Genomic DNA, 12,254 nt, shown 5'->3' with positions numbered 1-12,254 from the left:
GATGTTTCCAAACATCTCGCCTCTGACCTGCGGAGTTGACCGTCAGTGGCACGCTGTAGGTTCTGCGGGTGATCATCAAGCAGCTCGGCAAGATTCGTCCGCACCGCTACGCAGACAAGGACTTCAGGCACCTTCTCGGCAACGACATCGGCAAGGCCACGCAGGATCAGTTGCTCGCTTCCTTCATCTACACGACTGAGGCGAACTACGCCTCCGCCATCGTGAGGACACTGCACGACCACCTGCAGTGCGTGACCAGGGAGAAGACGGAAGCGACAGCGCGTCAGGCCGCTGCTATGACTGACACTCCGAAGCCGATCGCGGACCTCTGCCGGGCAGCCGCAGGGCGGCTCGCCGATGCGGCGATCGAGGAGATCACCGAAGCCGAGCAGGCGTTGAGTGAAGCCTGGGCCGCCTTCAAGGCGATGAAGGAGACATTCGGCAATTCCATCGTGCGGAACCACACGGAGACGGCTGCAGCCAGTGGCCCTTCGCACTTCGAGATGCTGATGCCGCTGTGGTCCCAGTACCGAGACGCAGACGCTCGGATCGAGACACTGCTGGATGCCGACACTGAGGAACTGCATCGCATCGCGATGCTTGACGCCCGCCGAATGGCGTTCATCCGCTCCGAAGCGAGTGTGATACTTGAGCAGATTCACGCGCTGCACCACTCGGAGTTCGAGCAACTTGCTGCCGATCTCATGCGGGATGGGTATCAGGTGACACGCTCGGGTGGAGGCGCCGGCGACCTTGGTGCAGACGTCATCGCACAGAGTCCTAAGGGCAAGGTCGTCGTGATTCAGTGCAAGCATCGGTCTGCCAGTTCCGGTGCGATCGGCTCACCTGACCTGCAGCGACTTAATGGCACCGCTCGGCCGGTCCACAATGCCGACCTCGTGGTCGCGATGACCAACGGAAGCTTCTCGCTGCCCGCCCGGCGCTTCGCCGACAGCCAGAAGATCCATCTGATCGGGGCTCGGAGGCTTGAGCAGTGGGCCACGTGGGGCCAGCCGCTCACGGAAGTCCTGGGGCTTCCGACGTAGGGGTTGAGTTCTTGGCAGGAGGGGTCGGGTTGGGTGAGGCGGCCGATCTACGTGGCAGTCCCCGCCGCTTCCGGCTGCGACTGACGTCGACGACGACCTGGGCCGGTTTCCGGCCGACGCCATGATTCATGCCGGAGACCAGATAGAGGCGGATCGCGCGCTTGTCAGCGGGCACGGTGCGCTCGCACGGTCTCCGCTGCCAGTTGGCGTCCGTGGCGGGAGTGCCGAACCTGGCGGCCACGGATCCGCAGGCTCTCCGCTGGACGCGCGCCGAATGGAGTGCGGCCGGTCGTGACAAAGGCCTCGCCCACTCCGCGCGGCCCGGAGCCCGTCAGCCGCGGACCCGCCCGCGACCGAACCGCGATCCTCCTACCATTCGCGGCCAGCGGAAGCATCCACCCCTGGGCGGCCGATAGATGGCCAACTTGTCCGGAACAAGGCCGTGTAGGGGGCCGGATGCGGGACAGATGACCGGAGACCGCCGGCTCCCGGCCCCCGAGCAGCGGCACCGGTGGCCGGGCTCGTCTCGGGGACGCCCGGCCACCGCACGCCCAGGCTCGGCGGCACCAGGTCCCGTGATACGGAACCCCGAGGGGCGGTTAAGCGCAGAGAACCGGCCCTCCGCCGCTCGGGGGTGAGCTGGCTGACGAAGGAGGCTGTCACCGGGCGCCGCCGCCGATCCTGACGGTGCCTCATCCGGTCCGGCAGCTCGGTCGAGAGGCCGGGGCCAAGGGTGCGGCCGCGTGTCTGGGGGACGGGATGCCGCACCGGGCACCGGACCATTGTGGGGCGCGGTTTACAGCTCGCTGCGTCAGCTCCGGTCGCGGATGCGCTGCAACGTGGCGGTGAGGCCGTCGATGACCTCCTTGCGTTCTGCTGGGGTACCGCGGCCTAGCAATGCGCCGAGGCGCTCGGCGGTCTGGAAGTCGTAGGCATGTTCACGGTCCTCGCCTGGAACGTTCTGGTAGGGGTTGGGCGCGGAGAAGCCGATGATCGCCTGGACAAGGCGGGCCAGCAGCCAGGTCATCACGAACGAGAAGGCGAGCACGGCCGCGACGGCCACCAGTTGGCGCCAGAGCAGTCCGGCACCGCCGCCGTAGAAGAGGCCTTTCTTGCCGCTGATGCGGGATGTGGCCAGCAGTCCGACCATGACCACGCCGATGAGACCGCCGGCGCCGTGCACGCCGACCACGTCCAGGGTGTCGTCCACTCCAATGCGGTACTTCCAGGTGATGGCCCAGGCGCACAGCGCGCCCGCGACCAGCCCGGTGATCACCGCCCCGAGGGGGCTGATCTCGCCGCACGCAGGGGTGATGGCGACCATGCCGGCCACGGCTGCCGAACCGACGCCCAGCATGGTCACCCTGCGGGTGCGGTATTGCTCCACCAGTGGCCAGGTGACCATCGCGGCGGCGGCGCCGAGTTGGGTGTTGAGGAAGGCGGCACCTGCGGTGCCACGGTCGGCCAGCGCGGAGCCGCTGTTGAAGCCGAGCCAGCCGAACCACAGCAGTGCGACGCCGATGATGACCAGGGGGATGTTGTTGGGTCGCTCCTCGCGCTGGGCGAAGTCCTTGGGTCCGCGCACGACCAGGGCTGCCGCCAGGCCTGCGACGCCGGAGTTGAGTTCGACGGGAAGTCCGCCGGCGAAGTCCAGGGCGCCGAGGTGGTGGACGATCCAGCCCTGCTTGTCGAAGACCCAGTGGGCAATCGGCACGTAGTCAAACAGCAGCCACAGGGCGGAGAAGACCAGCCAGCCCCGCATGGTCGCGCGCCCCGCGATCGAACCGCTGATCAAGGCGGTGGTGACGATGGCGAAGCCCATCTGGAAGGTGCTGAAGACATAGGTGGGGATGTGCCCGGTGAGGGTGTTGAGGTTGACGCCCCGCAGGAAGGCGTGGTCGAGGTTGCCGATCAGGCCGACTCCGCCCACGTCGGGCCCGAAGGCGAGCGAGTAGCCAACGGCCCACCACAGCAGGGTGACGAAGGCCAGGCAGGCGAAGCTCATCTTCAGCATCAGCAGCAGGTACTTGGTGCGCACCATACCGCCGTAGAAGAAGGCGAGCGCCGGTGTCATCAGCAGCACCATCGCGGTGGCCGCGAGCAGCCAGGCGGTGTCGCCGGAGTCGTAGGCGCGGGGCATCGGCGGGGCGGCCGCCAGCAGTGAGGACGCGGGGATCGTCACGTGGTCACCTCGGGTGGGGTGCAGGTCAGGGTTTGCGGAGGTCCGGTGCGGGGTGGCCGGTGAGCAGCTGTCGGGTGGCGTCCCACAGGGCCCGGCCGGCGTCGGCGATCCGGGGCGGGCTGTCGCCGAGCAACCGGACCCAGGCGCCGCAGTCCCCGGGCAGGGTGCTCACCCCGTAGCGGACGTCGGCGCCAGCGAGCGCTTCGTGCAGGGCATCTGCCACCTCGCGGGCCGGACGGCGGTCGGTGACCACGTAGTAGGAGCCGACGTGGTCATGGCGGTCGAGGACCCCGGGGCCCAGGACGCCGCGTCCGCGGCCGGGTTGCAGCCGGAGCGCGTCGAGGGCCAGCAGCGTGCCGTCGGGGCGGGTGACCTCAAGGTCGGTGGCGAGCACCCGGTAGTTGTGCCGCTCGCCGCGGGCCAGTCGGCCGGCCGTCACCGTCTCCCCCAGCACCACGGTCGCACCGGGTGCGACGGTCACCCGGGTCTGCTGGTAGTAGCGGCTGTCGGCGAACGGGATGAGCGGGTCGGGCAGGTACTCCAGCAGGGCGCCCTCGTCGGCCGAGAGCCGAACCTGCTGCGTGGCGTAGTCGTGTTCCATCCGGTAGACCTTGGTGGCCGCCTGGGTCGTCAGATGGGCCTCCGCGTCGGGGCCGCAGCGGACGTCGATGCGGTAGCGGTCTGCCTGGGCGGTGCCGCCGCCGGTGGCCATCAGGTACGCGTACGGCATGCCGGGGCGGTGCGGGTCGATGTACAGCGGCCGCATCAGCTGCAGGGGTGTCTTCTGGTACCGCTCGACCAGCTCGGTGCGGCTGTCCCCGGTGCGGGCGAAGCCCAGGTCGAGGATGCCCACCTTGGCCGGGGAGCCGGGGCGCAGGGTGTCAGGGACCGAGGACAGTTCGGCGATCTCGGGCGGGATGCGATCCGGCTCGTAGTGCTCCGGCGCGAGCCGGTCGACGGCGGCGGCCATGTCAGATCAGCGCCTTGCGGCGGCTGTCGAGGAAGTCGGCGACGTGGTCGATGCCGCGGCCGGCGAGGCAGTCGGTGAGGATGACCGGCCGGCCCTCGCGCACCCGGTTGGCGTCCGCCTCCATGACGGCGATGTCGGTCCGCACGTACTGGGCGATGTCGGTCTTGTTGATAACCAGCAGGTCGGAGTCGGTGATGCCCGGGCCACGCTTGCGGGGCATCTTCTCGCCCTCGGCGGTGTCCAGGACGAAGACGAAGAGGTCGACGAGGGCCGGACTGAACGTCAGGGTAAGGTTGTCGCCGCCGCTTTCGTACAGGAGGGTGTCGGTGTCGGGGAAGCGGTGGATCAGTTCGGCGCCGGCGGCCAGGTTCATCGTCGGGTCGTCGCGCACCGCGGTGTGCGGGCAGGCGCCGGTCTCCACGCCGACGATGCGCTCGGGCTCCAGCATGCCGGCGAGGGTGCGGCGGACGTGCTCGGCGTCCTCCTGGGTGTAGATGTCGTTGGTGATCACGGCGGGCCGGTGGCCGCGCTCGATCATCAGGGGCACCAGGGCCTCGATGAGCGCGGTCTTGCCGGAGCCGACGGGGCCTCCGATGCCGATGCGAAAGACGGTGTCGTCCATGGTGGGGTGTCCTCCCGGAAGGGTGCGGTACGGGGATCGGTGAGGGGCGGGCCGGACGGTGCCTCAGCTTGCGAAGAGCCGGGCCTCCGCGCGTTCGTGGCGGGCCGACATGACGTCGACGGCGAAGACAGTCGCGCCCAGGTCGGCGAGGTCGCGGCCGAGCGCCTCCCGGGTCGCCTCCTCGATGACGGGCGCCGCCCGGCGCAGCAGCACCTGCGCCTGGCGGTGGTCGGCGAGCCGCAGCCGCAGCGCCGCGCCGGCAAAGCTGGCGCAGAAGGCGAAGAGATCGGAGGCCACGGCCTGGGCGACGGGAACGCGGGTGCCCGCGTAGACCACCCCTGCCACCACGGCCTGTGAGCCGGGGGCGCCGCCGTCCTGGACGATTTGCCGGTAGGCGGCGGTCCCGGGCAGGGTAAACACCTCGTCGGCGAGGGAGAGCAGCTGGCGCCCGGTCCGGGTGGCGGCCACCCGGATCTCCCGGCTGAGCTTCGCGGCGTCCAGTCGGGTGTCGACGGCGGCCACCCGCGCCCAGTCACCGGCCGCCGCGGCGCGGTGGGCGTGGGCCAGCGCGGTGGCGTCGGACGGGCCGACGCCATGCAGCAGCTGGTCCTCCAGCAGCAGCGGGAGGCGCTCGGCGTCCAGGGCACGGGCCTGTGCGTAGCCCTCCAGGCCGTGCGAGAGGGTGTAGTAGCCGGTGGGGAAGGCCGAGTCGGACAACTGCAGGCTGACCAGCAGCTGCGCGAGGCCGCCGGGCGCGGCCGCGGCGCCGTGGCCGGCTGCCGCCTCCCGCACGGCGGCGGCCCCGTCCGGGTCCTGGAAGGCGGCCATCAGGCCAGGAAGTACAGCTGGTTGAGGGGCAGCCTGGCGGCCGGCTCGATGGTGGCGACCTCGCCGTCCAGGGTGACCCGGTAGGTCTCCGGGTCGACCGCGATACGCGGCAGCGCGTCATTGCGGCACATGTTCTGCTTGCCGATGGTGCGGGTTCCGCGCACCGGCAGCGTCATCCGCTCCAGCCCGAGTTCGTCCGGGACGCCGGCGGCGATGGCGGCCTGCGACAGGAATGTCGCGTGGGTGGCCGGCAGGGCCTTGCCGCGCTGCCCGTACATCGGCCGCATGTAGACGGGCTGCGGGGTGGGCAGCGAGGCGTTGGGGTCGCCCATCTGGGCCCAGGAGATGATGCCGCCCTTGATGACCAGCTTGGGTTTGGCGGCGAAGGAGTGGATCGGCCACAGCACGATGTCGGCGAGCTTGCCGGCCTCGATGGAGCCCACGTAGTCCGCGGTGCCGGAGGCTCGGGCCGGATTGATCGTCAGCTTGGCGAGGTAGCGCAGCACCCGCTGGTTGTCGTTGCGCTCGCTGTCGCCCTCCAGCGGGCCGCGCTTGTCCTTGCAGTGGTGCGCGGTCTGGAAGGCGCGGGTCATAGACTCGCCGATGCGGCCCATGGCTTGGGAGTCGGAGGAAAAGATGCTGATCGCGCCGAGGTCGTGCAGCACCGTCTCGGCGGCGATGGTCTCGGCGCGCACCCGGCTGTCGGCGAAGGCGACGTCTTCGGGGATGTCGTGGCTGAGGTGGTGGCAGACCATCACCATGTCCAGCAGCTCGTCGATGGAGTTGACGGTGTAGGGCAGTGTCGGGTTGGTGGAGGACGGCAGGCAGTTGGGTTCGCCGACCACCCGCAGGATGTCCGGGGCATGGCCGCCGCCGGCGCCCTCGCTGTGGAAGGTGTGGATGGTGCGGCCATCGAAGGCGGAGCGGGTGTCTTCGAAGAAGCCGCTCTCGTTGAGGGTGTCGGTGTGGATGGACACCTGCACGTCGTAGTCGTCGGCGACGGTCAGCGAGGTGTCGATGACCGCGGGGGTGGCGCCCCAGTCCTCGTGGATCTTCATGCCGCAGGCGCCGGCCTCGATCTGCTCCGCCAGGGCTCCGGGCATGCTGGCGTTGGACTTGCCCATGATCCCGACGTTGACCGGCAGGTCCTCGACGGCCTGCAGCATCCGAGAGATGTTCCACGGTCCGGGGGTGGTGGTGCAGCCGTTGCTGCCGTCGGCGGGTCCGGTGCCCCCGCCGATCAGGCTGGTGATGCCGTTGGCCAGGGCGTTCTCGGCCTGCTGGGGGGAGATCAGGTGGATATGGGTGTCCATTGCGCCGGCCGTGGCGATCAGGTGCTCGCCGGAGATCGCCTCGGTGCCGGCTCCGACGACCAGACGCGGGTCGACACCGTTCTGGGTGCGCGGGTTGCCGGACTTGCCGATGCCGACGATCATCCCGTCCTTGATGCCGATGTCGCACTTGACGACGCCGACCATCGGGTCGATGACCACGACATTGGTGACGACCGTGTCCAGGGCGCCCTCGGCGACGGTGGCCTGGGGATCGGCGCCCATGCCGTCGCGCATCGTCTTCCCGCCGCCGTAGACGATCTCGTCACCGTACAGGCCTTCGCTGAAGTCCTTCTCGACCTCGACGAGCAGGTTGGTGTCGCCCAGATAGAAGCGGTCGCCCCGGGTGGGGCCGAACATGTCGGTGTACTGCTTGCGCGGGATGATCGGCATCATCGACCGCCCTTCTTCTTGGCGGACTTGGCGTTCGCGGACTTGGCCGCCGCAGGCTTCGCGGTGGCGCGCTTGGCGGTGGCGCGTTTGGCGGCTGCGGGCTTGGCGTTCGCGGGTTTCGCCTTCGCGGCCCGGCCCGGGGCGGTGCGCGGCGCGGGCTCGGTCGCGCCGTGGAAGCCCAGCTCCAGGGCTTTGCGGACGGCCTCGACGCGCGCGGGGCGGGAGGCGACGCTGCCGTTGAACAGTCCGCTGAAGCCGATGAGGCGGCCGGTGCCGGCGTAGGTGCACAGTTCGACCTCGCGGGTCCCGCCGGGCTCGAAACGCACCGAGGTGCCGGCAGGAATGTTCAGGTGCATGCCGAGGGCTGCGTCCCGGTCGAAGTCGAGGGCGGAGTTGACCTCGAAGAAGTGGTAGTGCGAGCCGACCTGGACGGCACGGTCGCCGGTGTTGCTGACCCGACAGGTCAGTGTGCGGCGGCCGGCGTTGATCTCGATGTCGCCGTCGCCGTAGAGGTACTTCTGCTCGAAGGGCATGCTGCTGCTCCTGGGGTGCGGGAATGGTCGTGGTCGGCGTCCGGCCCGTGGCTGTGGGCCGGGCCGTGGTCGTGGTCGGCGGCGGCACCGGCGGCCAGTCCGTCGATCCCGTGCTCGCGGCGGTGCACGGCCTCTGCCACCCGGGCCCGCAGGACGCCGGCGAGCCCGGCCGGGCCCAGCAGGGGGCCGACCGCCCGGACGGTGCCGTCCGCCGGAGCCGCACCGGCCGGGGCCTCGGCCGTGCCGAAGGCGGCGGGCAGGAGCGCGACCCGGCGCGCGCCGAGCAGGCGGCAGCGCCGCACACCCTCCGCCGGATCGGGGTCGCCGCCGGCCAGCGCGGTCTCCACCAGCCGGTGGCGGCCGTACTGGCGCACCGTCCGGCTGATCCGGAACAGCTCGGCGTCCTCGTCGATGCCGCCGGTCGGGGCGGTGACCAGGAGTGCGTGGTCGGCGGGCGTCCGCCGGGCGAGGCCACGCAGCCAGCCGATCAGGTGCACGGGCGTCCCGAACGGCGCGCTGAGCATCACCCCCGCACGCTGCGCTGCGGGCAGCGCCAGCAGCGTCCGGGCAGTGTCCGCGACGAGCCGCGGGTCGCGGCCGAGCGTCATCGGCACCACGCACACCACCTGTCCGCGGCCCGTCAGGCCGGCGGCCAGCCGGTGCAGTTCGCGCCCGCGGGCGGCCACCTCGACCCCGGCGGGCATCAGGCCGCGCAGCGCCTCCCCGAAGGCGCTCTCGTAGCCGGCGACGGCGATCACCGCGGGCGGCCGCGTCACTTCTTCGCGCGCTTCCGGGCGCTGGTGATCGGATCGTGGCAGGAGACCAGTTTGGTGCCGTCGACGAAGCCCGCCTCGACCTGCAGGAGCGGGAGCATCTCCTTCACCCCGGGCATGGTCTGATCGACCGTCACCACGGTGCGGCCCAGCTCCATGCAGTCCGCGACGCTCTTCCCGTCCCGGGCGCCCTCCAGGATTGCCTCGGTGACAAGCGCCACCGCTTCGCTGTAATTGAGCTTGAGGCCGCGGTCCCGGCGCTTTCGCGCCAGATCGGCGACAACGTAGACCAGGAGTTTGTCGATCTCCCGAGGGGCCAGGTTCATCGTGCGACACCTTTCTGGATTGATGCTGCTAAGCGGACTTGCCCAATCGCGAGAACGCGGGGGCAGCCAGCACGAAACCCCAAGTGATCAGGATGAACGGCCAGGTGAAGGTATGGCCGCCGAAGGTGGTGAAGAGGGAGGTGACCGATGCGGTCAGGCCGACGCTGGCGGCGGCGCCGACGAGCGCGTACCCGACGCTCCACGGCGAGGCCTCGAGAAGTACCGCGCCCAGCGCGAGCGCGACCAGGACCGCGTTGTAGCCGTAGATCCCATTGCCGATGAGCTGCGCGGGTGCGCCCAGCGCCCAGGCCGCGAGCGTCCCGACGACGCTGCCGCCGGCGGTGAACGCGAACACCGCCCAGCCGGCGAACGCCAGGCCCACCAGCATGATCAGTCCCACGTACCAGCTGTTGACGAGGAAGACCTGGGAGACATTGCAGAAGAACGCGTGCCAGGCCTGGTTCCAGGTCAACGCGGTGCCTGCGCTGACGGTGCCGGCGCGGGCGCTGTCCGGGGCGCCGTGCCAGATCCGTGCGAACGACGGGGCTCCGAGCACCATCACCCCAGACACCAGGCAGAACGGCGCGGTCAGCGCAGTGAGCCCGTGCGGGGCGAGGAAGGTGTTGAGCGCGGCAGTGAGGATCGCGCACAGCACCGCGCCCACCACGGTCAGCACCAACGTCGAGACATGCGCGCCCAGGTTCACCACCAGGGCGATTCCGGCGAGGCAGCCCGAGTACCCGTAGAGGCCGAGCCGGATAGCCTTCGCGTCGCCGCCGAGGAGGTGGGCGGTGAGCGTCGAGACGAGCACCCCGATCGTGGCATACAGCCCGACGGCCCACCCGGCCGCCCAGAGGGAGACCCAGATCAGCAGCCCGGTCACGACATTGGACTGGAGGTCGACCTGCCCGAATCCGCGAACCCATGTCCAAGCCGGCGTCAGAGGCGTGGGAGTGCCAGCGGATTCGGTGCCTTTCGCGATGTCCACGGATCCGCTCCCTGCCCGATGACGAATACTTCGGGCGGTGCATTCCGCCGAGGCCGTCCAGGACAAGACAAATACACCAGCGAACGACGGAAGGTGCGCCGGGACACGCGGCACCCGTACAGACGGGTGAAGGCGACGCAAGCCTTCCGCGCCGAGCCTGGTGCGGAGCGATGCGCCCCGTCGGGTGGTCCTTCCGCGCGGCGAGTGCCCACCTCCACGGCACTGTGCACACTCGGGCCTATATAAGCGATCATGTCCCCGCCTCCATCGCCTATTTCGCACGTCCTACGCGTCGTGCGGCTCCCGGCTGTGCTTGTGGTCGCTGCGGGTGGGGCGGTGGGTGCCGCCGCCCGCTACGGCATCTCGTTGATCCACCCGACTCCCGTCACCGCCTTTCCGTGGACCACCCTGGTGATCAACCTGTCCGGTTGCCTGATGATGGGTGTGCTCACGGTCGCGCTCACCGAGCGCTTCACCAGGGCTCCCCGGCTGCTTGACCCGGCGCTCGGTACGGGGGTGCTGGGCGGGTACACCACCTTCTCCACCTTCACCGACGACACCCGACTGCTGTTCGAAAGAGGCAAGTCGGGTGAGGCCGTGGCCGATCTGGTGCTCACGATGGGCCTGGCGCCGGCGGCTGTGGTGGCGGGTTTTGTGCTGGGGCGAGTGGCGCTGGTCCGTCCGCACGGCAAGAGGGTGGACGGCGATGGCCGGCGCGGATGATTGGGTTCTGATCCTGGTCGGTGCCGCCGTCGGGGCCGTGGCGCGCTACACGATCGGGGCTGTGGTCAAGTCCCTGTGGCAGACAGTGATCCCGTGGGGAACCTTTACGGCGAACGTCCTCGCAGCGCTGGTGCTGGGGATCGCCTTCCAGGAGGGCGTCGCCGAGGGAAGCGAGAACACGCGGATGCACTTTCTGGTGGCCACCGGATTGTGTGGCGCGTTGTCGACCTGGTCGACGTTCGCCCGCGAAGTGGTGACGCTGCAGCAGCAGCGACGGGTCAAAGTCGCAGTCTGGTACCTGCTGCTCACTTCCGGGGCCGGCCTCGGAGCCTCCTTCGCCGGGGCCGCCCTCGCCCAAGCGCTGGGCTAGGGCGCGTCTTTGGATCATCGGGCGGACCGCAGGAAGGTGCCCGCGATGTCCATCCCGGCCAGGCAGATGGTGGCGGTCTTGTCGTACCGAGCGGCAAGGTCGCGCCACAGCTTGAGGCGGTTGATGTGCCGCTCGACGGTGTTGCGCAGCTTGCGGGCCTGGCGCTCGAAGGCCGGCGGCCGGCCGCCCCGGCCGCCGCGGCCGCCGCGGCGCAGCCGGTGGGGGCGCTGATCGGCCGGGGTGGGGGTGACCGCCCGGATGCCGCGGCGGCACGGATGCGCCCGGATTGCTCTCGAGGAGTAGGCCTGATGGGAGGCGAAGGACGACGGGAGTCGACTTTTGTGGTCCATCCGCCGCGGGAGCGGCCGAAGGTTTGGTCGTGCGGCTCCGGTCGGGGGCCCCTTTTCTGCGGTCCGGCCGCGTGCTTGCCCCGCCCCCACTGGCCGAAAGCAAAACGTCAGCGGGCCTAATCAGCTAACCTCATCGAGTGGCTGAATACTCGAGACCGACCCACTGTTGACGAGTGCCGACGTGGCACCTATGGTCAACCAGCGTCGCCATGACCGCTCCGAGCAGAGTCCCCATTTTTCTTGGTTCACCTCGCCCTTTTCGCCGTGGAGATTCGCACATGATCAAGTCACTGCATACGAGCCGCCTGATCGTTAGGCGGTTCGCGCCAGGCGACCTTGCGGACTTCTGCGCATATCAGGCAGATCCGAAGGTGCGGGAATTTCAGCGTGGCGATGCGATGAGCGTTGGGCAGGCAATGAGCTACCTGAGCGCTCAGTCCACCATCGACGAGCGCAAAGTTGGCGCATGGCATGGGTATGCCGTTGAGCAGAAAGAGTCCGGAACCGTCATCGGAGACATCGGCGTATTTCTTGCCACTCATTTCGAAGGTGACGTCGGTTCTCAGTTTCATCCGGCGTACCACCGGCAGGGTTACGGATACGAGGCGGCGTCCGCTTTCTTGACCTACCTCTTCGAGGATCTCGGATTGCGACGCGTCACGGCAGGCTGCGACCAGGCCAACACTGCTTCGCGCGCGCTGCTGACGCGCCTGGGTGCACAGCAGCGGAAGCCGTCCGGGACTCGCGCGGACTGCTCCTTCGAACTTGTGCGGGCGGAGTGGCTCGCAGGGCGGTGAGCGCCTGGCCAAGCAGAGGTGG

The 12,254-nt window shown here is 69.6% G+C and carries 14 protein-coding genes; 4 read left to right on the top strand and 10 right to left on the bottom strand.

Annotated elements, in window-relative coordinates:
- Positions 1–68: 68 nt before the first annotated feature.
- Entirely contained in the window at positions 69–1,046 is a 978-nt protein-coding gene (locus BIV57_RS25715; protein ID WP_071654641.1) for a restriction endonuclease, read from the top strand.
- Positions 1,047–1,857: 811 nt separating this feature from the next.
- Here the strand turns inward: BIV57_RS25715 and BIV57_RS01030 are convergent.
- The 9 genes from BIV57_RS01030 to BIV57_RS00990 all read right to left on the bottom strand — a co-directional run bounded on the left by BIV57_RS01030 (position 1,858) and on the right by BIV57_RS00990 (position 9,986).
- Complete coding sequence (locus tag BIV57_RS01030; protein ID WP_071654725.1) at positions 1,858–3,186, bottom strand: ammonium transporter; 1,329 nt, start codon at positions 3,184–3,186, stop codon at positions 1,858–1,860.
- A 67-nt stretch (positions 3,187–3,253) separates the two neighbouring features.
- Positions 3,254–4,198 carry an urease accessory protein UreD gene (locus BIV57_RS01025; protein ID WP_071654640.1) on the bottom strand — a complete coding sequence of 315 codons (945 nt, stop codon included), beginning with the start codon at positions 4,196–4,198 and terminating at the stop codon, positions 3,254–3,256.
- Between the two features lies 1 nt (position 4,199).
- Positions 4,200–4,820: an urease accessory protein UreG gene (gene ureG, locus BIV57_RS01020; protein WP_071654639.1), complete on the bottom strand. Its 621-nt coding sequence runs from the start codon at positions 4,818–4,820 to the stop codon at positions 4,200–4,202.
- Positions 4,821–4,883: 63 nt separating this feature from the next.
- Positions 4,884–5,648, bottom strand: a complete 765-nt coding sequence (locus tag BIV57_RS01015; protein WP_079169909.1) for an urease accessory protein UreF — start codon at positions 5,646–5,648, stop codon at positions 4,884–4,886.
- Positions 5,648–7,372 (bottom strand): urease subunit alpha, encoded by a 1,725-nt coding sequence (ureC, locus tag BIV57_RS01010; RefSeq protein WP_071654723.1) that lies wholly within the window; start codon positions 7,370–7,372, stop codon positions 5,648–5,650. Before ureC ends, BIV57_RS01015 begins: the two co-directional genes overlap by 1 nt.
- On the bottom strand, positions 7,372–7,905 hold the full coding sequence (locus BIV57_RS01005; RefSeq protein WP_071654638.1) for an urease subunit beta: 534 nt from the start codon (positions 7,903–7,905) through the stop codon (positions 7,372–7,374). The genes ureC and BIV57_RS01005 overlap by 1 nt, the downstream gene beginning before the upstream one ends.
- Positions 7,836–8,681: a sirohydrochlorin chelatase family protein gene (locus tag BIV57_RS01000; protein WP_071654637.1), complete on the bottom strand. Its 846-nt coding sequence runs from the start codon at positions 8,679–8,681 to the stop codon at positions 7,836–7,838. The genes BIV57_RS01005 and BIV57_RS01000 overlap by 70 nt, the downstream gene beginning before the upstream one ends.
- Positions 8,678–9,004, bottom strand: coding sequence for an urease subunit gamma (locus BIV57_RS00995; RefSeq protein ID WP_071654636.1), 327 nt, complete (start codon positions 9,002–9,004; stop codon positions 8,678–8,680). The genes BIV57_RS01000 and BIV57_RS00995 overlap by 4 nt, the downstream gene beginning before the upstream one ends.
- 28 nt (positions 9,005–9,032) lie before the next feature.
- Positions 9,033–9,986 carry an urea transporter gene (locus BIV57_RS00990; RefSeq protein WP_245797377.1) on the bottom strand — a complete coding sequence of 318 codons (954 nt, stop codon included), beginning with the start codon at positions 9,984–9,986 and terminating at the stop codon, positions 9,033–9,035.
- Positions 9,987–10,244: 258 nt separating this feature from the next.
- Between BIV57_RS00990 and BIV57_RS00985 the strand changes: the two genes are divergently transcribed.
- Positions 10,245–10,715: a fluoride efflux transporter FluC gene (locus tag BIV57_RS00985; protein ID WP_071654635.1), complete on the top strand. Its 471-nt coding sequence runs from the start codon at positions 10,245–10,247 to the stop codon at positions 10,713–10,715.
- Positions 10,699–11,085, top strand: a complete 387-nt coding sequence (crcB, locus tag BIV57_RS00980; RefSeq protein ID WP_071654634.1) for a fluoride efflux transporter CrcB — start codon at positions 10,699–10,701, stop codon at positions 11,083–11,085. The genes BIV57_RS00985 and crcB overlap by 17 nt, the downstream gene beginning before the upstream one ends.
- Before the next feature lie 14 nt (positions 11,086–11,099).
- On the opposite strand, the gene BIV57_RS00975 is transcribed toward crcB, so the two are convergent.
- Positions 11,100–11,435 (bottom strand): IS5/IS1182 family transposase, encoded by a 336-nt coding sequence (locus BIV57_RS00975; RefSeq protein WP_071654633.1) that lies wholly within the window; start codon positions 11,433–11,435, stop codon positions 11,100–11,102.
- A 278-nt stretch (positions 11,436–11,713) separates the two neighbouring features.
- Between BIV57_RS00975 and BIV57_RS00970 the strand changes: the two genes are divergently transcribed.
- Positions 11,714–12,232: a GNAT family N-acetyltransferase gene (locus BIV57_RS00970; RefSeq protein WP_071654632.1), complete on the top strand. Its 519-nt coding sequence runs from the start codon at positions 11,714–11,716 to the stop codon at positions 12,230–12,232.
- The last annotated feature ends 22 nt before the right edge of the window (positions 12,233–12,254 follow it).

The organism is Mangrovactinospora gilvigrisea (assembly GCF_001879105.1).
GTDB classification, from domain to species: Bacteria; Actinomycetota; Actinomycetes; order Streptomycetales; family Streptomycetaceae; genus Mangrovactinospora; species Mangrovactinospora gilvigrisea.
Note: the sequence above shows the minus strand (reverse complement) of the source record. Positions and strands in the feature narration are given on the sequence as shown.

What these genes read in the sequence shown, in the direction of transcription:
- BIV57_RS01030 (WP_071654725.1), bottom strand. Translation starts at nt 3,186, where the DNA reads ATGCCCCGCGCCTACGACTCCGGCGACACCGCCTGGCTGCTCGCGGCC.
- BIV57_RS01015 (WP_079169909.1), bottom strand. Translation starts at nt 5,648, where the DNA reads ATGGCCGCCTTCCAGGACCCGGACGGGGCCGCCGCCGTGCGGGAGGCG.
- BIV57_RS01025 (WP_071654640.1), bottom strand. Translation starts at nt 4,198, where the DNA reads ATGGCCGCCGCCGTCGACCGGCTCGCGCCGGAGCACTACGAGCCGGAT.
- BIV57_RS00995 (WP_071654636.1), bottom strand. Translation starts at nt 9,004, where the DNA reads ATGAACCTGGCCCCTCGGGAGATCGACAAACTCCTGGTCTACGTTGTC.
- crcB (WP_071654634.1), top strand. Translation starts at nt 10,699, where the DNA reads ATGGCCGGCGCGGATGATTGGGTTCTGATCCTGGTCGGTGCCGCCGTC.
- ureC (WP_071654723.1), bottom strand. Translation starts at nt 7,372, where the DNA reads ATGCCGATCATCCCGCGCAAGCAGTACACCGACATGTTCGGCCCCACC.
- BIV57_RS01005 (WP_071654638.1), bottom strand. Translation starts at nt 7,905, where the DNA reads ATGCCCTTCGAGCAGAAGTACCTCTACGGCGACGGCGACATCGAGATC.
- BIV57_RS00975 (WP_071654633.1), bottom strand. Translation starts at nt 11,435, where the DNA reads ATGGACCACAAAAGTCGACTCCCGTCGTCCTTCGCCTCCCATCAGGCC.
- ureG (WP_071654639.1), bottom strand. Translation starts at nt 4,820, where the DNA reads ATGGACGACACCGTCTTTCGCATCGGCATCGGAGGCCCCGTCGGCTCC.
- BIV57_RS00985 (WP_071654635.1), top strand. Translation starts at nt 10,245, where the DNA reads ATGTCCCCGCCTCCATCGCCTATTTCGCACGTCCTACGCGTCGTGCGG.
- BIV57_RS00970 (WP_071654632.1), top strand. Translation starts at nt 11,714, where the DNA reads ATGATCAAGTCACTGCATACGAGCCGCCTGATCGTTAGGCGGTTCGCG.